The sequence below is a fragment of the Asticcacaulis sp. AC460 genome, from assembly GCF_000495795.1.
Taxonomy (GTDB): Bacteria; Pseudomonadota; Alphaproteobacteria; order Caulobacterales; family Caulobacteraceae; genus Asticcacaulis.
The window spans coordinates 13,376-35,447 of the sequence record NZ_AWGD01000041.1; the positions used below are offsets into that span (position 1 = coordinate 13,376).

A 22,072-nucleotide genomic window follows, 5' to 3' on the forward strand; every position below is an offset into this window, starting at 1 on the left:
TTGGGGGGCTTTCATGACATCGCATTTACATCGCCGCGCCTTGTTCCGTCTCGGAGGCGCCGCCGCCGCGATCAACCTGGCCGCCCTGAGCGCGCGCGCCGAGGCGCCGGCAAAACCGACCACACCCATGCCGCCGGTCGAGGCCTTTGCCACGCCGCCCTTCGTCGACGAGATCACCCTGTCCCCCGACGCTTCACGTTGCGCCATCGTAAGCCAGTCGGGCGATGACAAGCTCCTGCTCCACTTCAAACTCGCCGAGCATGACGCGCCGATGAAGCGGATCAATATGGCGCCGGCCAAGATTCGCGGCCTGTTTTTCGGCGACAACAGCCACGTCGTCCTGATCAATTCGGTGACCGCCGCCTTGCCGCAGTTTGCCGGCAACAAGCACGAATTTTCCATGGCGCGGTCGGTCACGCTCGATACCGCCGAAATGATCACCTTCTTCTCGCGCGAAGACAATTTCTACGGCATCGTCCTGGGCAATATTGAACGCGTCAAGGTCGACGGAGAATACCGTGTCACCGCCTCCAACTATCGCATGGCCATACCCTACAGCCTGTGCCTGTTCAGTTTCGGCTTAACGGCGGCGCGCGGCAAATTGCTCCACGAGGGCACCAACGATACAGAAGGTTGGGTGCTGACGCCGGACGGACGGCCGCTGGCCTATGCGGACTATAGTGGCGACCGCAAGACCTGGGAACTCTATTTCAACCTGGCGGAACCGGGAAAGGCCAACCGGTTCAAACAAATCTACTCCATCAAGGAGCCACTGAACACGCCGGACCTGGTCGGGCTGGGCCGCGACGGCAAGTCCGTCCTGCTGTTCATCAATTCCGGCGAGGACGAAGGCCGGTATCACGAGGTCAGCGGCGACGGCGTGCTCAGCCCGCCCCTGGAAACCGGCGGCGAGGACAAGGCGACGCGTGCCCTGTTCCATCCGACGACAAAACGCCTGGTCGGCTTTTCGCACCACGACGACTGGTTCACCTATGACTATTTCGACCCGCTGCTGAAGAAGCTGGCCGAAGGATTGGCCCCCTCCATGGGTGACGACTACCGGATTTCCATGATCGATTTCGCCGAAGATCCCCGCAAGATGATCCTGTACGGCGAAAGTGCCTTCGACGCCGGCACCTATTTCTACATCGACTTCTCCACCGGCGAGATTCAGATCCTGGCGCAGAATTATCCCGATCTCGAACAGGAATGGATCACCCAGAAGACGCCGATCTCCTACACGGCTGCCGACGGGCTCAAGATCGAGGGCTACCTGACCCTGCCCCCTTTCAAGGCTGCGAAGAACCTGCCCCTGATTGTTCTGCCGCATGGCGGGCCGCAGTCGCGCGACACAATCGGCTTCGACTGGCAGGTCCAATGTCTGGCGTCACGCGGCTATGCCGTGCTGCAGCCCAACTTCCGCGGTTCCAGCGGCTATGGCGATGATTTCATCACCAAGGGTCACGGCGAGTGGGGCCGCAAGATGCAGACCGATCTATCGGACGGGGTGCGCTGGTTGGCGAAACAGGGCACGGTCGACCCCAAGCGGGTGGCGATCATGGGTGCTTCCTACGGTGGCTACGCCGCCCTGGCGGGTGCGACGCTGGATGCCGGCGTCTATCGCTGCGCCGTGTCGATCGCCGGGGTATCGGACCTCAAGTCGATGCTCAGCTTCGAGATCGACCAGCACAGCCGCGACTCGCGGTCGGTGCGGTATTGGAAACAGTTTACCGGTAACCCCAAGACCTATGAAGACGTGTCACCCGCGCGCCAGGCCGCCAGGGCCTACTGCCCGATACTTCTGATCCACGGTACGGACGACACAGTGGTTGCGATCGATCAGAGCAAACGCATGGAAAAGGCTCTTAAAGAGGCCGGCAAACCGGTTGAGTTCGTCACCTACAAGGGCCAGGACCACTGGGAAACCGTCGGCTCGCACCGTATCGGCATGATGAAGTCCGCCCTCGCCTTCCTTGAGAAACATAATCCGGCAGGCTGAGGTTCAACATGCGCACGACCAGACCTTCCAGCCTGAATCGCCGCGCCCTGTTCCGCATCGGTGGGGCCGCGGCAGCCGTCAACCTGACGGCCATGAGCGCGCGCGCCGACGAAGCCGCCGCGCCTTCGACACCCATGCCGCCGGTGGAAGCCTTTGCAGCGCCTCCGGCCGTCGACGAAGTCGCCATCTCGCCCGACGGCACGCGCTGCGCCATCGTCTCGCAGATGGGGGAAGAGAAGACCCTGCTGCATTTCCGGGTGAGCGACGCAGCGCTTCGTGCCATCAATCTGGGCCCGGCCAAGGTCCGCGGCCTGATGTTCGGCGACAATGACCATGTGGTGGTGGTCAGTTCCGTGACCATCGACCTGGCGAATTTTGCCGGCGGAAACGACGAGTTTTCGGTCGCCCACGCCATCGATCTTGAAACGACCGATGCGGTCCGACTATTCGCCAACCAGAAGGAATTCTACAACATCATCGCCGGCGACCTGAACCGGATCAAGGTCGACGGCGAATACCGCGTCACGGCGTCGAACTATCGCATCCTGGGTAGCTATAACCTGTGCCTGTTCAGCTTCGACATGGCCAAGCCGCGCAGCCGCCTGATCCATGAGGCCGGTCCGGATGCCGAAGGCTGGGTGGTGGCGCCCGACGGGTATCTGGTCGCCTTTTCCAAATACGACGATCAGCGCAAGCTGTGGAGCCTGCACCACAACCTGGCCGGACGCGGAAAATCCCCGGACTTCAAAGAGATATTCAGCGTACGAGAACCGTTGAATACGCCGGTCCTTGTCGGGCAAGGTCGCGACGGCCAGTCCGTCATCGTGGCCTTTAATGCCGGCGAGCACGATGGCGAATACCGTGAACTGTCGCCCGACGGCACCTTGGGCCCCGCGCTGGACAATGACGGCGGCGGCCGCAGCCGTACGCCGCTGTTCCATCCGGCGACGGGCCGCCTGGCCGGATTTTCGCACCATGACGATTGGCTCACCTACGACTATTTCGATCCGCTGCTGACGAAGATTGTTGCAGCAGCCGCGACCGCGCTGGGGCCGGATTACCGCGTCGCCATCAAGGGCTTTGCCGAGGATCCGCGCAAGCTGATCCTGTATGGCGAAAGCCCGAAGGACGCCGGCAGCTACTACTATGCCGACTTCTCGACCGGCCAGGTCGAGCTTCTGGCCCATAACTACCCGCTGATCCCCGAAGCCTGGATCAGCCAGAAGACCCCCGTAAGCTACAGAGCCAGTGACGGTCTGGAGATTCACGGCTACCTCACCCTGCCGCCGTTCCGGGTGGCGAAGAACCTGCCCCTGGTGGTTCTTCCTCACGGAGGGCCACAGGCGCGCGACAATATCGGCTTTGACTGGCAGGCCCAGGCCCTGGCCTCGCGCGGCTATGCCGTCCTGCAGCCCAATTTCCGCGGTTCCAGCGGCTACGGCGAGGCCTTCGTGGTCCGCGGACATGGTGAGTGGGGCCGCAGGATGCAGACCGACCTGTCGGACGGGGTACGCTGGCTGGCCTCCCAGGGCACGATCGACCCAAGGCGCGTTGCCATCATGGGCGCTTCCTATGGCGGTTATGCCGCCTTAGCCGGGGCGACGTTGGATGCCGGCGCCTATCGCTGCGCCGTGTCGATCGCCGGCGTATCCGAGCTTAACAGCATGCTCGACTACCAATTCCGCAGCAGTGGCGGCACCCTCAACCGCAGAGTGCGCCACTGGCAACAGTTCACAGGCGATCGCGGTGGCTATGATGACATCTCGCCCGCGCGCCAGGCGGCCAAGGCCTATTGTCCCATCCTGTTGATTCACGGCACCGACGACACGGTGGTGCCGATCGACCAGAGTAAGCGGATGGAAAGAGCGCTCAAGGAGGCGGACAAACCGGTCGAGTTCATTACCTACAAGGGCCAGGACCATTGGGAAACCGTGGGGTCGCATCGCATCGGCATGATGGCATCGGCGCTGGCGTTTCTCGAAAAGCACAATCCGGCCTGATCATGCTTGCTATGTGTTTTGATTGCACTTGAAACCGCCGCGACGAGACGTTACCGTCGCGGGCAATTATTCAGTATGCTCGGGGGATTTCCGTGAAGAGTTCGATCGATCGCCGCCGCCTGCTCGCAGGTGTTACTGCCCTGGCCCTCACGTCCGTAGCGGCCCCTGTCGCCTGGGCGCAGGCCAGCCCCAGGCCGACACCGGCGCAATTTGCCAAAACGCCGCGCGTCGAGGAAATTTCGCTTTCCCCCGACGCGAAGCGTATCGCCTATGTCACCCAGGAAGGCGCCGAGCGCATTCTGGTAATCATCGACCTGGCTTCAGGCTCCGCCCAAAAATTTCCCATGGGCGCCTACAAGCTGCGCGACATGTTCTGGGCCGGACCGCAGCATATCGTCTTTGAAACCTCGGTCACCACGCCCGTCAAGATTGCGTGGCGCCTAAGCGAATATTTCCAGGCCCACGTCTTCAACATCGAAACCGGCAAGGCCATTACACTGTTCGATACGGCTGGTTATCACGATATCGTCCTGGGCGGGTTCCAGGTCTTCAGACGTGATGGCAAATATTCTCTCAGCGCTTCCAATATCAGTCCGACGACCGACTCGGTTACCCTGTTCGAATTCGATCTTACCAGTCCGTCGGGTGATTTCCTGGACGGTGGCCGCGAAGGCACGACCGATTGGGTCGTCAGTCCCACCGGGCGTCTGCTAGGCCGGGAAAGCTTCGACGTTACCAATAACAGCCGCGGCGACTGGCTGCTCGAAATGTTCGTGGACAAGCGCTGGAAGGAAGTCGTGCGCCGCGCCGTCATCACGGAAACCCCATCCCTCGTCGGGATCGGGCGCGACGAAGACCATCTGGTTATCTACCTTAACGAGGAAGGCGAAGGCGGCACCTATCACGAGATCGACGCTTCGGGCACAATCGGCCCCGCCCTGTTCGGCGGAGACGGCAACAGATATCCCCTGTTCCATCCTCTGACGCGACGCCTTTGCGGCTATGGAGTAACGGGTGACTGGCCCGAACGCCACTACGACGATCAGGTCCTGGCGGGGGTCACGGGCGCGTTGGCCGACATGATCGAACCCGGCGAACGGGTCAAATCCGTCAGCTTTGCCGAGGATCCGCGCAAGATGATCCTCTACACCGAAGGCCGGGGCAATGCCGGAAGTTACTTCTATACCGATTTCACCACCGGCGATGTTGTTCCGATCCTTCAGAACTACCCTGACGTCGGCGCCGAATGGATCAGCGACAAGAAGGCCATTTCGTTCAAAGCTGCCGACGGCAAGACCATTCCCGCCTTCGTCACCTATCCTCCGTTCCGTGAACCGAAAGACCTGCCCCTGGTGGTCCTCGTCCACGGCGGTCCCCAGGCCCGCGACACCCTGGCCTTCGATTGGGAAGCCCAGGCCTACGCGTCGCAAGGCTATGCCGTCTTGCAGGTCAATTACCGCGGTTCGTCGGGCTATGGCTGGAACTATATGGCGTCAGGCTTTGGGGAATATGGCCGAAAGATGCAGACCGACCTTTCCGATGGCGTGCGGCACCTGGTGAAGCTTGGGATCGTGGACGCCAAAAAGGTTGCGATTGCCGGCGCTTCCTATGGCGGATATGCCGCGTTGATGGGGGCCACGGTCGACCATGGTGTGTACGCCTGCGCCGTCGACATCGCCGGGGTGAGCGATCCGAAGTTCTTCTACCTCAATACCAACCTGACGGAAAATCCCCGCTATCGCTGGGCCAAGCGTATGCTCGGCGACGGAAATCTCGACGAAATTTCCCCCCTCAAGAACGCCGACAAGGCCGACATCCCGATCCTGATCATCCATGGCGACGACGATACGGTCGTCTCCATCGAGGAGAGTAACCGGATGAACGGCGCCCTGAAGCGCGCCGGCAAGGATGTCACCTTCGTCAAACTGCAGAATGAAGACCACTGGCAATCCACCGAAGCCGGCCGCACCGAGATGATCAATACGATCGTACCGTTCCTGAAACAGTACGTGCCGGTCTGATCCGCAGAACAGGGGGGCGAGCATGCGGTTAAGTCGTAGAGAAGTTCTGACCGGCCTGACGGTTGGGATGGCCGCCTTTCCGCGTGCACTGCACGCCGAAAGCGTTGCCCCCTTGCCGGCGCAGTTCGCCGCCACGCCCCGCGTCGAAGATATCGCCCTGTCGCCCGATGGCGCGCATCTGGCCATCGTCGCCTGGGAGAATGGTCGTCACCTGTTGAAAATTACCGCAATTGCCAGCGGTGAACAGACAGTTGCCCCTTTGGCGGATGAAAAATTACGCACTGTGTACTGGGCCAGTCCCGAACACGTCGCAGTCACCCAGTCACGGACCTTTCGTGGGTCCATGGAAATCTTCCACACGCGTATCATCAGCATCCGCACCGGCAAGGTGAGGGATTTGCCGGACTCGGAGGTTCTCGGTCTGCTCCACGGCGAGGGCGGTTACCGGCTGGCCATTACCCATGGCGGGATTCTTTGGGATTACAGCCTGGATGACGGAAAGGAACGAATACTCGACAGCGGGGGGCGCGGCTTCAAGTCGTGGGCCTTCCTGCCTGACGGCACCCTCGTCGGCCGGGAACGGGTAGATAATTCCAAGCTGAAGGAGGAGTTGTGGTATCTTGAATACTTCTCCGACGGCCACTGGTCCCAGTTGCGCCGCGAACCGATCGTCATCGATACCTCCAGCCTGATCGGGTTGGGGCCAGATGGCAAATCTCTGATTGTATATATTCGCAACGACGACGGCGGTGGAAGCTATCACGAGATCGGGGCAGACGCTCAGTTGGGCCCGCCGCTCTTTGACGGGCGAGAAGACATGTTCCCGCTGTTCCATCCGACGACCTGGCAACTCTGTGGCCACGGCACCCAGGGGGACTGGCCGACCTATCATTACGACGACCCGATCATGGCAGACGTCCAGACGGCCGTTCTGGCCCTGGCCACTCCGGGGCAACGCGTCCGGGCCGTCGATTTTGCCGAAGATCCGCGCAAGGTTCTCCTGTATTTCGAAGGCAAGGGAAATGCAGGCAGCTACACCTTCTGTGACTTTACCACGGGTGACATCGTCGATATCGAAAGCAACTTTCCGACCATTCCGACCGAATGGCTCAGCGATAAGGTCCGCATGGATTATCCTGCGGCGGACGGCCTTTCGATTCCAGCTTTCCTGACGCTTCCGCCGTTGCGGGGCGTAAAAGACCTGCCGCTGATCGTTCTGCCGCACGGCGGCCCCAATGCCCGCGATACGCTGGCTTTCGATTGGGAAGCGCAAGCTTACGCAGCGCAAGGCTACGCGGTTCTCCAACCCAACTATCGTGGGTCCACGGGTTTCGGATGGGGGTTTATCAAGGCCGGCTTCGGGGAATACGGACGCAAAATGCAGACCGACTTGTCCGACGGTGTTCGTCATCTGACCGCGCAGGGCATCATCGATCCATCCAGGGTGGCGATCGTCGGTAGTTCCTATGGCGGTTATGCCGCGCTGGCCGGAGCGACGCTCGATACCGGCGTCTATCGCTGCGCAGTGTCGGTCGCCGGAGTCAGCGACGTCGAATACCAGTATCTGCTGAACTCGAACCTGCGTGAAAACTCCGACTACCGCTATATTCGCCGGATGATCGGCGATGGCGATGTGGACGAGATTTCCCCTGTCAAACACGCAGACGCGGTAACGATACCGATCCTGCTGGTTCATGGCGTCGACGATATCATCGTTTCGATCGAACAAAGTTATCGCATGGAACGGGCACTTCGCCAGGCCGGCAAGACCTGCGAATTCGTCAAGCTTAAAGGCGAAGATCACTGGCTGTCGCGCGAGGATACGCGAATCCAGATGATCGACGCCATCAGCGCCTTTCTGAAAAAACACAATCCGGCATGATCGAACTCAAGGTTCCAGCCCCACCACGCCATCGTTTTCGATATAGGCCGTCAGCGAAAAACCCTGCGGAAAGGTCTCGTTTTCCGGGTAGCGGACGTCGCTGATCCGCCAGCCTTCCGGTTGCTTGACGAAGTCGTAGATCACCGCCGTCGCCTTACCCATATTGGCGAAAAAGGCGGTGACCGTCTGCTGGTCCGGCGCATCTTTGTCGGTGGCCAGGACGTAGACATATTCGATCCGCGCATCCTGGCCGCTGACAAAGATATCCCAGTCGATCAGCGGCATTTCGCCGTCGGGCCGGTCCTGAACCGCCTTGTCGTACTGGGCTTCCAGTTCTGTCGTGAATGGCATGTACGGCTCATCGGTGGAACTGGCGGAGGGTTCCATCATGGGCGCGTAGTAGCGGACGATGGTCGACCCCGGTTCCGGGTCCGAGGCCGGGGTGGCGAGCAGCAGATGGGCGAAATGGCGCAGGTCAAAACCCGGCCCGTTTTCATCGTCAGGATAGCGGACATTGTCGATGCGCCAACCCTCCGGCGTCGCGACGAAATCGTAGAAGACCGTAGTCGCCTCACCCAGATTGTCGAACTTCGCCGTGACGACGTCGCCTTCGCGCTTCACCTTGAGCCTGGTCACGCCGAAATCCTGGCCGTTGACGAAGATGTCCCAGTCCAGAGGCGGAATATTGTTGTCGGGCTCCGTTGCGCCAGCCGTGTACAACACTGCCAGTTCGGTGGTCATCAACCGCTGCGGCTTCACGTCGGGATAGACGTCCATGCCGACCGGCTTATACAGGGCATAGAGATCGCGGATGATCTGTTCCGGCGCAGGGCCGGGTGTTGCGGCGAGTACCGGCGCCGCCGACAGCGCCAGGGCAGAGATAAGAAACGTACGGCGCAACATGGCGGTCTCCCCTGAAGTGATGCCAATCTAAGCGGGAAGAGTTGGACTGACCATGTACAAAGCCTGTAATGTAACGCCGATTTACTCAGACAAATAAAGCTTTCTGCTTCGCCAATACGCCGCAAAATAGCTTTGTCAAACAGACATTTCAGTGTCATGACATGGACATGAGAAAACCCGCCCCACCCGAGTCGGCCGGCGAAGACGAGTCCTCCGACATCAAGACCCTGTCCCGCCGCCTGAAAATAGGCGCCGCGCGCCCGCGTGACGGCGGCCCCGGACAGAACCATCCGATGTATCAGGGCCGGCTGCACGGCGCCCTGGCGCGGCAACTGGGCGTCGATATCCTGCGCGGCGTCTACAAGCAGGGCGAAATCCTGCCCAATGAAATCGATTCGTCGTCGTCGCTGGACATTTCGCGTTCGGCCTATCGCGAATCCATCCGCATCCTGGCCGCCAAGGGCATGGTCGAGAGCCGTCCCAAGACCGGCACGCGCGTTACCGAACGGACGCGCTGGAACCTGCTGGATCCCGAGGTCCTGGGCTGGATGTTCGAGACCGAGCCTCCCCATGACTTCGTCAAGGCGCTGTTCGAACTGCGCCTGATTACCGAACCGGCGGCCGCCGAACTGGCCGCCCAGCGCCGCACCGACGAGCAGGTCGAATCGATGCGCCATTCGATCGAGGTCATGAAGCGCGAGACGCTGCAGACCGAGGCCGGCCGCCGCGCCGACCTGGAGTTTCACCACACCCTGATCCAGGCCACCGACAACGAAGCCCTGGCGTCGCTCAGCTCATCGATCGAAGCCGCGGTGTCGTGGACGACGCGCTACAAGGCGCGGCACAATGTGCTGACCCGCGACCCGGTGCCGGACCATGAACGCGTCTTTGAAGCGGTCGCGGCCGGCGACGGGCGGGCGGCACGGTGGTGCATGGAATCACTCATCCGCATGGCCCACGAAGACACCCAGCGCGCGTTTACGAACTGAAAGTCCTTAGCGAAGGCGCAAATCACGCGAGCCGAGCCTTAAACGGCGGTTATTTTGTGTGATTTTTTAATTTCCTATTGTCTGACTTTATAGTCACGGCTATGACTCGTGCGATAAATTAGTGCCTTGCCATGCGGCCGGGCGCATAACGGGTGTTGGAAACGGACGTTCTTTAGTCCCAGCGTCTCAGGAGAGGCATAGCATGATGTCGATGGTGAAGAAATTGGGTTTGGCGGTAAGCCTGGGCGCGATCATGTGCCTGTCGGCCTGCGCCGACAAGGGCGCGGAGACAACCAAGGCCGCCGCGGTAAGCGCGGAACGCGCCGATTGGGGCGCGCTGTCGGACGGCAGCAAGGTCGAGGCCGTGGTGCTGAAGAATTCCAAGGGCGTGTCCGCCCGCATCATTACCTACGGCGCCACCCTGCAGAACCTGATCGTGCCCGACAAGGCCGGCGCGCCCGGCGATATCGTCATCGGCTATGACAACATCGAAGGCTACGAAAAGACCCCGAACTATACCGGCGTCACCGTCGGCCGCTATGCCAACCGCATCGCCAAGGGCAAGTTCACCCTAGACGGCAAGGAATACACCCTGGCCATCAACAACAAGCCCAACGCACTGCACGGCGGCCTGAAGGGCTGGGACAAGCGCAACTGGACCATCACCGACGTCAAGAGCGGCGATACCGCCTCCGTCACCCTGCAATATGTCTCGCCGGACGGCGAGGAAGGCTATCCCGGCACCGTGACCGCCGAAGTGACCTATGCGCTCAACGAAAACAACGACCTGACGATCAGCTACAAGGCCACCACCGACAAGCCGACCGTCGTCAACATGACCAACCACTCGCTGTTCAACCTGGGCGGCGTTCCGGTCACGCGTTCGGCGCTGGACGCGACGGTGAAGATCGAGTCCGACGCCATCCTGGCCGTCGACAAGACCCTGATCCCGACTGGCGAACTGGCCGTCAAGGGTACCCCCTTCGACTTCAATACCCCGGGCCTGATCAGCGAGCGCGTTACCTCGACCCACCCGCAGATCGTCATCGGTAATGCCGGTATCGACCACAATTACATCATCCGTGGCGGCCTGACGCCCGCGCCGAAGCCTGCTGTCACGATCGAAGACAAGACCACGGGCCGCGGCATGACCATCGCCACCACCGAGCCGGGCATCCAGATGTACACCGGCAACTTCCTGGACGGCACCATTGCCGGCAAGGGCGGCCAGAAGCTGGTCAAGTACCAGGCCGTCGCCTTTGAAGCGCAACGGTACCCGGACAGCCCCAACCAGGCGTCCTTCCCGACGACCCGCCTGGATCCCGGCCAGACCTACACCCAGACGACCGTCCATCACCTCTACACTGTCCAGTAAGACCCCCTGATGTCCTTCGATAAGCCTGCCCAAAAAACGCTGCGCTCGCGCGCCTGGTTCGACAACCCGCACAATGCCGACATGACGGCGCTCTACCTGGAGCGTTACATGAACTTCGGTCTGTCGCTGGAGGAGCTGCAATCCGGCAAGCCGATTATCGGCATTGCCCAGACCGGCTCCGACCTGTCGCCCTGCAACCGGCACCACCTGGTGCTGGCCGACCGCATCCGGGCAGGCATTATCGAAGCGGGCGGTATCCCGCTGGAATTCCCGGTTCACCCGATCCAGGAAACCGGCAAGCGCCCGACAGCCGGGCTGGACCGCAACCTGGCCTATATCGGCCTGGTCGAGGTCCTGTATGGCTACCCGCTGGACGGGGTGGTACTCACGATCGGCTGCGACAAGACCACGCCGGCCTGCCTGATGGCGGCCGCCACGGTCAATATCCCCGCCATCGCCCTGTCGGTCGGCCCGATGCTGAACGGCTGGTACAAGGGGCAACGCACCGGTTCCGGCACCATCGTCTGGAAGGCTCGCGAACTGCTGGCCGCCGGCGAGATCGACTACCAGGGCTTCATCAAGCTGGTGGCGTCGTCGGCGCCGTCGACCGGCTACTGCAACACCATGGGCACGGCCACGACGATGAACTCGCTGGCCGAAGCCCTGGGCATGCAACTCCCCTACTCGGCCGCCATTCCGGCGCCGCACCGCGACCGCCAGGAATGCGCCTGGCGCACCGGCAAGCGCATCGTCGACATGGTCCATGAAGACCTCAAGCCGTCGGATATTCTGACCAAAGAGGCGTTTATCAACGCCATCCGCGTCAATTCGGCCATCGGCGGCTCGACCAATGCCCCGATCCACCTCAACGCCCTGGCCCGCCATATCGGCGTCGAGCTGAAGGTCGAGGACTGGCAGACCTATGGCGAAGAGGTGCCGCTGATCGTCAATCTGATGCCGGCCGGCGAATATCTCGGCGAAGATTATCACCATGCCGGCGGCGTTCCCGCCGTGGTCAAGCAATTGATGAACCAGGGCCTGATCCATGAGGATGCCCTGACCGTTACCGGCACGTCGCTGGGCGACAACTGCCGTGACGCTGTCATCGAAGATGAGAACGTCATCCGTCCCTATGACAAGCCGCTGAAGGAACGCGCCGGTTTCCGCGTCCTGTCGGGCAACCTGTTTACCTCCGCCGTTATGAAGGTCAGCGTGATTTCGCCGGAATTCCGCGCGCGCTACCTGTCCAACCCAAACGATCCGGAGGCCTTCGAAGGCCGGGCCATCGTGTTCGACGGGCCGGAACATTATCACAACAGCATCGACGACGAGTCACTGGGGATCGACGAGCACTGCATCCTGTTCATGCGCGGTGCCGGCCCGATCGGCTATCCCGGCGCGGCCGAGGTCGTCAACATGCGTCCGCCGTCCTACCTGATCAAGAAGGGCATCTCGTCCCTGGCCTGTATCGGCGATGGCCGTCAGTCGGGCACGTCGGGTTCGCCGTCGATCCTGAATGCTTCGCCGGAAGCCGCGGCCGGGGGCAACCTGGCCCTGCTGCAGACCGGCGACCAGGTGCGCGTCGACCTGCTGACCAACACGGTCAATGTGCTGATTTCCGACGAGGACCTGGCCCAGCGCCGGGCCGCGCTCGACGCGGCGGGCGGCTTCCAGTATCCGAAGAGCCAGACGCCGTGGCAGGTCATGCAACGCGCCGTCGTCGGCCAGATGGACACCGGCGCCACGCTGGAAGATTCGGTGCAGTTCCAGCGTATCGCCCAGACGATGGGCCTGCCCAGAGATAATCACTAACTCCGGTTACAAAATCCCCGGCAGGTCCAGTCCGTGCTCGCGGGCGCAATCGAGCGCGATGTCGTAACCGGCGTCGGCGTGGCGCATGACGCCCGTCGCCGGGTCGTTCCACAACACGCGGCGCAAGCGGCGGTCGGCGTCTTCGCTGCCGTCGCAGACGATGACCATGCCGGCGTGCTGCGAATAGCCCATCCCCACGCCGCCGCCATGGTGCAGCGACACCCAGGTCGCCCCCGACGCCGTGTTCAGCAAGGCGTTGAGCAGCGGCCAGTCCGACACGGCGTCCGATCCGTCGCGCATGGCTTCGGTCTCGCGGTTGGGTGAAGCGACCGAGCCGGAATCGAGATGGTCGCGGCCGATGACCACCGGCGCCTTAAGCTCGCCGCTGCGGACCATCTCGTTGAAGGCTAGGCCCAGGCGGTGACGGTCGCCCAATCCCACCCAGCAGATGCGCGCCGGCAGGCCCTGGAACTTGATCTTCTGTCGCGCCATGTCCAGCCAGTTATGCAGGTGGGCATTGTCGGGCAGCAGTTCCTTCACCTTGGCATCGGTGCGGTAAATATCCTCCGGGTCGCCCGACAGCGCCACCCAGCGGAACGGACCGATGCCACGGCAGAATAGCGGCCGGATATAGGCCGGCACGAAACCCGGAAAATCGAAGGCGTTGGCAACACCTTCGTCCAGGGCAACCTGACGGATATTGTTGCCGTAGTCGACCGTGGCCACGCCGGCCTTGGCGAAGTCCAGCATGGCTTGGACATGGACCGCCATGGAAGCCTTGGCGGAGCGGGCTACGGCTTGGGGGGCGCTTTCGCGCATGCTCAGCCATTGTTCCACCGACCAGCCCGCCGGCAGATAGCCGTTGACGGGATCGTGGGCCGAGGTCTGGTCGGTCAGCATGTCGGGACGGACACCGCGCCGGAACAGTTCGGGTAGTATCTCGGCGGCGTTGCCGAGCAGCCCGACCGACAGGGGCGTTTTTTGGGGCGTCTTCGCCCCGGTGATCCAGGCCAGGGCTTCGTCGATATTATCGGTCGAGCGGTCGAGATAGCCGGTGCGCAACCGCATCTCGATACGGGACGCCTGGCATTCGATAGCCAGGCACGAGGCGCCGGCCATGACAGCGGCCAGAGGTTGGGCGCCGCCCATACCGCCCAGGCCGGCGGTCAGCAGCCAGCGGCCTTTCAGATCGCCGCCGAAATGCTGGCGCCCCATCTCGGCAAAGGTTTCGTAGGTACCCTGGACGATGCCCTGGGTGCCGATATAGATCCACGATCCGGCCGTCATCTGGCCGTACATCATTAGGCCCTTGCGGTCGAGCTCGCTGAAACGCTCCCAGTTGGCCCAGCGCGGCACCAGGTTGGAGTTGGCGATCAGCACGCGTGGGGCATCGCGGTGGGTGTGGAAGACACCCACCGGCTTACCCGACTGGATCAGCAGGGTCTGGTCGTCGTCGAGGCGGCGCAGGGTTTCGACGATCTTGTCGTAGCTGGCCCAGTCGCGCGCCGCCCGGCCGATGCCGCCGTAGACGACAAGGTCTTCGGGCCGTTCAGCGACGTCGGGATGCAGGTTGTTCATCAGCATGCGCAGCGGCGCTTCGGTCAGCCAGGACTTGGCGGTCAGCTCCGTGCCCGTGGCCGGCAGGATGCGGCGGACATTGTCGGTGGACATGTTAACTCCTTACGGTCGGCAGGGCGATGCCGGCGGCCCGGGCCACGGCGCCCGTGCTGACCAGGGCGATGGCCTTTTGCAGGTCGGGATGGAAATGACGGTCGTCGTCCAGAGCCGGTACCGAGCCACGGACCAGGGCACGGACGCGTTCCAGGGCCACCGACGAGGTTAAGGGGGCGTGGAAGTCGCTGCCTTGAGCGGCCGCCAGAAGTTCGATGCCCAAGACACCGAAAGCATTGTCGGCCATGTCTTTAAGACGCCGGGCACCGTGGGCGGCCATGGACACATGGTCTTCCTGGTTGGCGGATGTCGGGATGGAATCGACCGACGCCGGGTAGGCCCTTTGTTTGTTTTCGGAGACCAGGGCGGCGGCGGTCACCTGGGGGATCATGAAGCCGGAGTTCAGCCCCGGATGCGGCGTCAGAAACGCAGGCAGGCGCGACAGGGCCGGATCGACCAGCATGGCCACCCGGCGTTCGGACAGCGAGCCGATTTCGCACACCGCCATGGCGATCATGTCGGCGGCAAAGGCCACCGGTTCGGCGTGGAAATTGCCGCCGGACAGGGCGACGTCGGGATCGGTAAAGATCAGCGGGTTGTCGGACACGCCATTGGCTTCGGTTTCCAGGGTCGCCGCCGCCTGGCGCAGGATGTCCAAAGCCGCGCCCATGACCTGGGGTTGGCAGCGCAGGCAGTACGGGTCCTGGACTCTTTCGTCGCCCTTGAGATGCGAAGCGCGGATGGCTGAACCGCTCATCAGTTCACCCAAGGTGTGGGCGGTATCGATCTGGCCGCGGTGACGGCGGACGGCGTGGATACGCGGATCGAAGGGCGCATCGGAACCCTTGGCGGCTTCCGTCGACAAGGCGCCGGTGACCAGGGCGGTTTGCAATAGTCGTTCGGCTTCGAACAGACCCGCCAGGGCGTTGGCGGTCGAAAACTGCGTGCCGTTGAGCAGGGCGAGGCCTTCCTTGGGGCCGGGCACGAGCGGGTTCAGGCCGGCCGCTTTCAAGGCGTCCGCGGCCGGCATGACGGTGCCGGCCGCGTCGATCTCCCCTACCCCCATCATGGCTGCGGCCATATGGGCCAGCGGCGCCAAGTCACCAGAGGCGCCGACACTGCCCTGGCACGGAATCACCGGCATCAGGTCGTGGGTCAGCAGGACTTCGAGAAGGGCCAGGGTGGTGGTCTGGACGCCGGAAACGCCCTGGGCCAGGCTGACCAGTTTCAGTGCCAGCATCAGCCGCACCACCGGTCGTGGCGACGGGGCGCCGACGCCCGCGGCGTGGGACAGGATGATATTGCGCTGTAGCCTGGCCAGGTCATGGTCGTCGATGCGCGTCGAGGCCAGCTTGCCGAAGCCGGTATTGATGCCATAGACCGGCTCGCCCTGGGCGAGGATGCGCAGGACGGCGGCGGCGCTGGCTTCGACGGCAGGCAGACAGGCGGGATCCAGCCGGAACCGGGCGCCGCGATAGATGTCGCGCCAGTGGTCAAGGGTGACCTGGCCGGCGGTCAGGGTGATCATGACACCGCTCCGTTGAAAACGCGTTGGAACAAGGGGTTGAGGCCGATGCGGCAGACCAGCTGTTCCGGGACGTCGACGTCCCAGATGGCCAGATCGCAGGCCTTGCCGGGTTCCAGCGTGCCGATTTCGTCGCCCAGTCCGAGGGCGGTGGCGGCATGACGGGTAACGCCGGCCAGGCATTCCCCGACCGTCAGGCGGAACAGGGTCGCGCCCATATTCATGGTCAGCAGCAGTGAGCAGAGCGGCGAGGTGCCGGGGTTGTGGTCGGTCGCCAGGGCTATGGGCACGCCAGCTTCGCGCAAGGCTGCGATCGGCGGCAGCCTGGTTTCGCGTAGGGTGTAGAAGGCGCCCGGTAAAAGGGTCGCGACCGTGCCGGCGGCGCGCATGGCGGCTATGCCGGCGTCATCGAGATATTCGAGATGATCGGCCGACAGGGCGCCATGACGGGCGGCCAGGGCCGCTCCGTTTAGGTTGGACAACTGTTCGGCATGGAGTTTGACCTGCAGGCCGTGTGCCCGCGCGGCGGTCAGGACGCGGTCGGTCTGGTCGGGCGTGAAGCCGATATTTTCGCAAAAGGCATCGACAGCGACCGCCAGGCCTTCGGCGGCGACGGCCGGAATCATCACTTCGCATATACTGGAAGTGTAGTCGTCGGCCCGGCCGGCATATTCCGGCGGCAGGGCATGGGCGCCCAGGAAGGTGGTGACGATCCGCACCGGGCGATGGCTCGCCAGGGCGCGGGCGGCGCGCAGCATCTTCAGTTCGTCGGCCAGGGTCAGGCCGTAGCCGGATTTGATTTCGACCGTGGTCGTGCCTTCGGCCAGGAGGGCATCAAGACGCGGCAGGGCCTGGGCCATCAGGTCGGCCTCGCTGGCGGCGCGGGTGGCGCGGACCGTGGTGGCGATACCGCCGCCGGCGCGGGCTATGTCTTCGTAGGAGGCCCCTTCCAGGCGCAGGCGGAATTCATGGCAACGGTCGCCGGCATAGATCAGATGGGTGTGGGGATCGATCAGGCCCGGAGTCACCAGCCGTCCGTCCAGGTCATGGACGGTGTTGGCGTCGATGTCGCGCGGCGCCCCGGCATAGACGATGCGGCCGTCACGCGATGCAATCATGCCGTCCACGATCTCTAGGCCGGAGATCATGGGCACGAGGCGGGCATTCGTCCACAGCGTATCGCAGCGCATCGGCCGCTCCCAAATTATGTCTAGACATAATGGATAATGTATAGACATTACTCTTGGCAAGCGGCAAACTGTCCGGCGACGCAAGTTTCCGTGAGGTGGCCCGGTGCAGAGCAGACTTTGGTTCAGGGAAGCCTTGCTCGGCGACGGCTGGGCACAGGATGTGCGTCTAACGCTGGCGGGCGGTCATATCGCTCGGATCGAAACCGATGTGGCGCCTGAAGCCGGCGACGAACGTCACGCCATCGCCCTGCCCGGCATGCCCAACCTGCACAGCCACGCTTTCCAGCGCGCCATGGCCGGTCTTACCGAGCGGCGCGGGACCGGTGAGGACAGTTTCTGGAGCTGGCGCGAGCGGATGTACGACGTCACCGCGCGCCTCGATCCGGAAACTTTTACGGCCGTCGCGACCTTAGCTTACATGGAGATGCTGGAGGCCGGCTTTACCCGGGTCGGGGAATTCCACTACGTCCATCACGGCGCCGACGGGAGGCCGTTTGACGACCCGGCCGAGATGTCAGCAGCCGTTTGCGCAGCCGCCGAAACCACAGGGATTGGATTCACCTTGCTGCCGGTCTTCTACGCCCACAAAGGTTTCGGCCAGCCACCGAGTGAAGAGCAAAGGCGCTTCGTAACTTCGCCTGACAGCTATGCCGACCTGATGGACGGCGCCCGGCGCCATGTCGCCGCCCTCCCCGATGGCAAGGTCGGCATCGCCCCACACTCGCTGAGGGCCGTGAGTTGGGACGAACTGAAAACCATTCTGCCCCTGGCCCTGGGCGGACCGATCCACATCCATATCGCCGAGCAGGTTGCGGAGGTCGGTGCCTGCGTCCTCTACTACGACAGACGGCCGGTGGAATGGTTGTTGAGAAATTTCCGGGTCGGACCGAACTGGTGCCTGGTTCACGCCACCCACATGACCGAAGATGAAACCGCGCGGCTGGCGCGTAGCGGCGCCGTCGCCGGCCTGTGTCCGATCACCGAAGCCAATCTCGGCGACGGCCTGTTCCCCGCGTCCACCTATACCGGCCGTTGGGGGATCGGCAGCGATTCCAATGTCTGTATCAGTGTCGCAGAGGAATTGCGGCTGCTGGAATACGGCCAGAGACTCTCGCACCGCGCGCGCAACGTCCTGGCCCAGCCAGGCCAGTCAACGGGTGCGCGGCTTTACAATGACGCCATCGCCGGTGGGGCTCAAGCCCTGGGTTACCCGGCCGGGCTCTTCGAGGGCGGGCCCGCCGATATCGTCAGCCTCAAAGCCGATCATGCCGCTCTGGCCGGAAAGACGGGTGACGAGATCCTCGACTCGCTGGTCTTTGCCGCCGGCGGCAGCCTGGTCGACCGGGTCTGGCGATATGGACGGCTTCAGGTGCAGGACGGTCGCCACATCATGCGCGATCGTATTCTGCCAAAATATGTTCGCGCGCTAGAGACCTTGCGCGCATGACCCTGCACCGCCGGATCAGCCGCGACCTGGAAGACCGCATCCGTTCGGGTGAATTACGGCCCGGCCAGCGCATCCCGACCGAGCACGAGCTGATGCAGACCTATGGCTGCGCCCGCATGACCGTCAACAAGGCGCTGAGCCAGTTGGCCGGCGATGGCCTGATCGAACGGCGCAAACGGGCCGGCTCCTTCGTGCGCCTGCCACGGCTGGATACCCCGGTGCTGGAGATTCCGGACATCGAGGTCGAGGTGACGGCGCGTGGCGACCGCTACCGTTTCGAGCTCTTGAACGCACAGACCCGCAACGACAGCGATCTCAACGGCCCGACCCTGTCCCTGACCGGCATCCACTACGCCCAGGACCGCGCCCTGGCCTTCGAGGAACGCCGGATCAGCCTGACCGCAGTCCCCGAAGCGGCGACCGCGGACTTTACGGTGCAGTCGCCAGGCCACTGGCTGCTGCAGGCGGTACCGTGGACGCGGGTCGAGCACATGGTCAGCGCCCTCGCCGCCCCCGCTTCGATCGCCGCCCGGTTGGGCGTCGATAAGGGCGCCGCCTGTCTGGTCGTCGAACGCCGGACCTGGAAGGACGACGCCGTCGTCACCGTCGTCCGCCAGGCCTTCGATGGCACCGCCTACCGGCTGACGGCGTCGTTTGGCCGAAACTAAACGCGCTGGTCGACCCAGGCGATGATATCGGCCATCACGCCTTCCTTGCCGACATCGGCCAGCAGGTCGTGGAAATGGTCCTTGTACAGTTTCAGGGTTTTGTCGGTGGCGCCGGACTTCTTGTAGAACTCCTCGCTGCCCGGATAGGAGGTCGCCTTATCCTCCGTGCCGTGGATGATGAAGCTCGGCGTCTTGATCTTTCCGAACGACACCTGCAGCCGGCGATCGGCCTTCCACATCTCGCCGACCGTCTTCATCGGCTGGGTTTCGTCCTTGATCAGCGGATCGGCATTCAACGCCGCTACGGCCGCCGGGTCGCGCGAGAAATGGGCATTGTTCAGCTTCAGCGCCGGAGCATTGGGCAGGAAGCCACTGAGGAAGGTCAGGAAATCCAGCGCCAGTTCCGGCGCCGGCACACGGTAGGCGAAGCTTTCGCAGACCAGGCCGGCCACCTTGTCCTGGTTGTCCAAAGTAGAGGACGTGGCGACCACGCCGCCGGCACTGTGGCCGAGCACGAACAGTTTCAGGTTGGGATGACGGGCGCGGGCGATGTCGCAGACCCCGCCGACGTCGGAGATGTAGTCCGAAAAACTGTCGACGTAAAAACGCTTGCCGCCGGACTTGCCGCGGCCGCGCATGTCGCCGGCATAGACGGCGTAGCCAGCGGCAGCAAATTGTTGTGCCGGCCATTCGTACTGGCCGCTGTGGGAATTGAAACCATGCATCAGGACGACGATGGCCTTGGGCGCCCCAGCCGGCACCCAGGAACGGTAAAAGATAGCGACCCCGCCCTTGCCGGCGAAGGTCTCTTCGGTCGTGGAAGTCATGGTTTCGGTCCTTGAATGGGGGAGGAAGCGCAGCCGGAAAACCGGCTGCATCGGACACGCGAACTGGATAGGCATGGCGAATTCTGAACAGCCGCCAGGTGCAACTATGGAGAGATGACGGCCGTCATTCAAGCGGTACCGAAGCACCGAAATGGATTGCACGGAGGAAAAATCCGACAATTTCGCAGTCCTGACGCCGGGTTGCGATATTTGACTCTGGGTGCGCGCCGAGTGTTACATGGGGGGCATAAAAAATATCGCCGTTAGAAATTCACCGATGACGGGAGCCCTCCTTGACACCGGTGTCACGCTGAGGCTTATTGCACTGGACAAAAGGCCCGAAAAGGGCTTGATAACGCTAACAATACACAAAACACAGGGAAGTCCAAATGCCGAAAGATCTGGATCGTGACGCGATCACCTCTTCCGCGGCGCAGAAGGCCAGCAATTACCGCTGGGTCATCTGTATCCTGCTGCTGGTGGCGATGGTCATCAACTACACCCACCGTCAGACCTTCGCCCTTCTGAAAGACGTCGTCGGCCCCGAGCAGGGCTGGACCGAACAGACCTATGCCGACATCGTCTTCTGGTTCCAGTGCGCCTACGCCATAGGTTATGTCAGCTTCGGCGGCATCATCGACCGCATCGGCGCCCGCGCCGGCTACAGCATTGCCTTCGTCATCTGGACCGTCGCCCACACCCTGACCGGGTTCGCCGGCAGTGCGGCCAACTTCATGGTCATGCGCTTCGCCCTGGGCATCGGGGAATCGGGCAGCTTCCCGGCCAGCCTGAAGGCCATTGCCGAATGGTTCCCGCAAAAGGAACGCGCCCTGGCCGTCGGTGTCTTCAACGCCGGTTCGAACCTGGGCGCCATCGTTGCACCGTTCGCCGTGCCGCTGATCACGCTGGGCACCGTCCACATGACTCTGGGCAATTTCACCCTGGACATGCAGGGCCTGGGCTGGGGCTGGCAGGCGACCTTCTTCGTCACCGGTCTGGCCAGCATGGCCTGGGTGCTGGTGTGGTGGGCCATGTACCGCCGCCCGCGCGAACACGCCAAGGTCAATCCCGTCGAACTGGCCATCATCGAAAGCGATCCGGCCGACAAGAGCCCCAAGGTGCCGTGGCTGAAGGTCATCGCCGTCAAGGAAACCTGGATCTTCGCCATCGCCAAGTTCCTGATCGATCCGATCTGGTGGGTGTGGCTGTTCTGGCTGCCTGGCATGCTGAAGAAGAATTACGGCCTGGACCTGTCCAGCTTCGGCCTGCCGATCATCGTCATCTACCTGATGTCCGACGTCGGTTCCGTGGCCGGCGGCTGGATGTCGTCGCAACTGATCAAGTCGGGCGTTTCGGTCAACTGGTCGCGCAAGATCACCCTGTTCGTCTTCGCCCTGATGGTCTTGCCGGTCTTCTTCCTGGACGGCGTCAAGGACCTGTGGACGGCTGTGCTGATCATCGGTATCGCCACCGCCGCGCACCAGGCCTTCTCGGCCAATGTCTACACCATTCCGACCGACACGGTGCCACGTGCGGCCGTGGCCTCGGTGATCGGCTTCGGCGGCATGTGCGGCGCCATCGGCGGTATGCTGATGTCCAAGAATGTAGGCTTCATCCTGGAAGCGACGGGTTCGTACCGGACCATTTTCTGGATCGCCGGTTCGGTCTATCTGATCGCCGTCCTGGTCATCCACGTGATGAGCCCCAGGCTCGAACGCACGACCAAGCTGGACGGAGTGGCTGAAGCGCCCAAGACCTAACCT

15 protein-coding genes are annotated in these 22,072 nt (G+C 62.8%); 10 read left to right on the top strand and 5 right to left on the bottom strand.

What is annotated here, in order from left to right:
- Nucleotides 1–13: 13 nt before the first annotated feature.
- The 4 genes from ABAC460_RS45925 (at nt 14) to ABAC460_RS45940 (ending at nt 7,902) form a co-directional block, all read left to right on the top strand.
- Nucleotides 14–1,999 (top strand): alpha/beta hydrolase family protein, encoded by a 1,986-nt coding sequence (locus tag ABAC460_RS45925; RefSeq protein WP_031237475.1) that lies wholly within the window; start codon nt 14–16, stop codon nt 1,997–1,999.
- A gap of 8 nt (nt 2,000–2,007) precedes the next feature.
- Entirely contained in the window at nt 2,008–3,999 is a 1,992-nt protein-coding gene (locus ABAC460_RS45930; protein ID WP_023455638.1) for an alpha/beta hydrolase family protein, read from the top strand.
- A 92-nt stretch (nt 4,000–4,091) separates the two neighbouring features.
- A complete protein-coding gene (locus tag ABAC460_RS45935) occupies nt 4,092–6,020 on the top strand; it encodes an alpha/beta hydrolase family protein (RefSeq protein WP_023455639.1) in 1,929 nt (642 codons plus the stop codon).
- Between the two features lie 67 nt (nt 6,021–6,087).
- Entirely contained in the window at nt 6,088–7,902 is a 1,815-nt protein-coding gene (locus ABAC460_RS45940) for an alpha/beta hydrolase family protein (protein WP_023455640.1), read from the top strand.
- 6 nt (nt 7,903–7,908) lie between these two features.
- On the opposite strand, the gene ABAC460_RS45945 is transcribed toward ABAC460_RS45940, so the two are convergent.
- On the bottom strand, nt 7,909–8,805 hold the full coding sequence (locus ABAC460_RS45945; RefSeq protein WP_023455641.1) for a DUF3828 domain-containing protein: 897 nt from the start codon (nt 8,803–8,805) through the stop codon (nt 7,909–7,911).
- Between the two features lie 167 nt (nt 8,806–8,972).
- On the opposite strand from ABAC460_RS45945, the gene ABAC460_RS45950 reads away from it, so the two are divergent.
- From ABAC460_RS45950 to ABAC460_RS45960, 3 genes are all read left to right on the top strand, one after another.
- On the top strand, nt 8,973–9,794 hold the full coding sequence (locus ABAC460_RS45950; RefSeq protein ID WP_081716683.1) for a FadR/GntR family transcriptional regulator: 822 nt from the start codon (nt 8,973–8,975) through the stop codon (nt 9,792–9,794).
- A 202-nt stretch (nt 9,795–9,996) separates the two neighbouring features.
- Nucleotides 9,997–11,169, top strand: coding sequence for an aldose epimerase family protein (locus ABAC460_RS45955; protein ID WP_023455643.1), 1,173 nt, complete (start codon nt 9,997–9,999; stop codon nt 11,167–11,169).
- Between the two features lie 9 nt (nt 11,170–11,178).
- Nucleotides 11,179–12,981, top strand: coding sequence for an IlvD/Edd family dehydratase (locus ABAC460_RS45960; RefSeq protein ID WP_023455644.1), 1,803 nt, complete (start codon nt 11,179–11,181; stop codon nt 12,979–12,981).
- Between the two features lie 6 nt (nt 12,982–12,987).
- Here the strand turns inward: ABAC460_RS45960 and hutU are convergent, their stop codons facing one another.
- Genes hutU through hutI form a run of 3 tightly spaced genes read right to left on the bottom strand, consistent with a single transcriptional unit; the run spans nt 12,988 to nt 17,367 of the window.
- A complete protein-coding gene (gene hutU / locus ABAC460_RS45965; protein WP_023455645.1) occupies nt 12,988–14,652 on the bottom strand; it encodes a urocanate hydratase in 1,665 nt (554 codons plus the stop codon).
- A gap of 1 nt (nt 14,653) precedes the next feature.
- Nucleotides 14,654–16,180, bottom strand: coding sequence for a histidine ammonia-lyase (gene hutH / locus ABAC460_RS45970; RefSeq protein WP_023455646.1), 1,527 nt, complete (start codon nt 16,178–16,180; stop codon nt 14,654–14,656).
- Nucleotides 16,177–17,367, bottom strand: coding sequence for an imidazolonepropionase (gene hutI / locus ABAC460_RS45975; protein WP_023455647.1), 1,191 nt, complete (start codon nt 17,365–17,367; stop codon nt 16,177–16,179). Before hutI ends, hutH begins: the two co-directional genes overlap by 4 nt.
- Before the next feature lie 103 nt (nt 17,368–17,470).
- Between hutI and ABAC460_RS45980 the strand changes: the two genes are divergently transcribed.
- Nucleotides 17,471–18,814 (top strand): formimidoylglutamate deiminase, encoded by a 1,344-nt coding sequence (locus ABAC460_RS45980; protein ID WP_031237480.1) that lies wholly within the window; start codon nt 17,471–17,473, stop codon nt 18,812–18,814.
- Nucleotides 18,811–19,482, top strand: coding sequence for a UTRA domain-containing protein (locus ABAC460_RS45985; RefSeq protein ID WP_023455649.1), 672 nt, complete (start codon nt 18,811–18,813; stop codon nt 19,480–19,482). The genes ABAC460_RS45980 and ABAC460_RS45985 overlap by 4 nt, the downstream gene beginning before the upstream one ends.
- Here ABAC460_RS45985 and ABAC460_RS45990 read toward each other — a convergent pair.
- Nucleotides 19,479–20,309, bottom strand: a complete 831-nt coding sequence (locus tag ABAC460_RS45990; protein WP_023455650.1) for an alpha/beta hydrolase — start codon at nt 20,307–20,309, stop codon at nt 19,479–19,481. The genes ABAC460_RS45985 and ABAC460_RS45990 overlap by 4 nt on opposite strands.
- A gap of 389 nt (nt 20,310–20,698) precedes the next feature.
- Here ABAC460_RS45990 and ABAC460_RS45995 point away from each other — a divergent pair, with 389 nt between their 5' ends.
- Complete coding sequence (locus tag ABAC460_RS45995; protein WP_023455651.1) at nt 20,699–22,069, top strand: MFS transporter; 1,371 nt, start codon at nt 20,699–20,701, stop codon at nt 22,067–22,069.
- Nucleotides 22,070–22,072: the final 3 nt, after the last annotated feature.

What these genes read in the sequence shown, in the direction of transcription:
- ABAC460_RS45925 (WP_031237475.1), top strand. Translation starts at nt 14, where the DNA reads ATGACATCGCATTTACATCGCCGCGCCTTGTTCCGTCTCGGAGGCGCC.
- ABAC460_RS45930 (WP_023455638.1), top strand. Translation starts at nt 2,008, where the DNA reads ATGCGCACGACCAGACCTTCCAGCCTGAATCGCCGCGCCCTGTTCCGC.
- ABAC460_RS45940 (WP_023455640.1), top strand. Translation starts at nt 6,088, where the DNA reads ATGGCCGCCTTTCCGCGTGCACTGCACGCCGAAAGCGTTGCCCCCTTG.
- ABAC460_RS45945 (WP_023455641.1), bottom strand. Translation starts at nt 8,805, where the DNA reads ATGTTGCGCCGTACGTTTCTTATCTCTGCCCTGGCGCTGTCGGCGGCG.
- ABAC460_RS45950 (WP_081716683.1), top strand. Translation starts at nt 8,973, where the DNA reads ATGAGAAAACCCGCCCCACCCGAGTCGGCCGGCGAAGACGAGTCCTCC.
- ABAC460_RS45955 (WP_023455643.1), top strand. Translation starts at nt 9,997, where the DNA reads ATGATGTCGATGGTGAAGAAATTGGGTTTGGCGGTAAGCCTGGGCGCG.
- ABAC460_RS45960 (WP_023455644.1), top strand. Translation starts at nt 11,179, where the DNA reads ATGTCCTTCGATAAGCCTGCCCAAAAAACGCTGCGCTCGCGCGCCTGG.
- hutU (WP_023455645.1), bottom strand. Translation starts at nt 14,652, where the DNA reads ATGTCCACCGACAATGTCCGCCGCATCCTGCCGGCCACGGGCACGGAG.
- hutH (WP_023455646.1), bottom strand. Translation starts at nt 16,180, where the DNA reads ATGATCACCCTGACCGCCGGCCAGGTCACCCTTGACCACTGGCGCGAC.
- hutI (WP_023455647.1), bottom strand. Translation starts at nt 17,367, where the DNA reads ATGCGCTGCGATACGCTGTGGACGAATGCCCGCCTCGTGCCCATGATC.
- ABAC460_RS45985 (WP_023455649.1), top strand. Translation starts at nt 18,811, where the DNA reads ATGACCCTGCACCGCCGGATCAGCCGCGACCTGGAAGACCGCATCCGT.
- ABAC460_RS45990 (WP_023455650.1), bottom strand. Translation starts at nt 20,309, where the DNA reads ATGACTTCCACGACCGAAGAGACCTTCGCCGGCAAGGGCGGGGTCGCT.
- ABAC460_RS45995 (WP_023455651.1), top strand. Translation starts at nt 20,699, where the DNA reads ATGCCGAAAGATCTGGATCGTGACGCGATCACCTCTTCCGCGGCGCAG.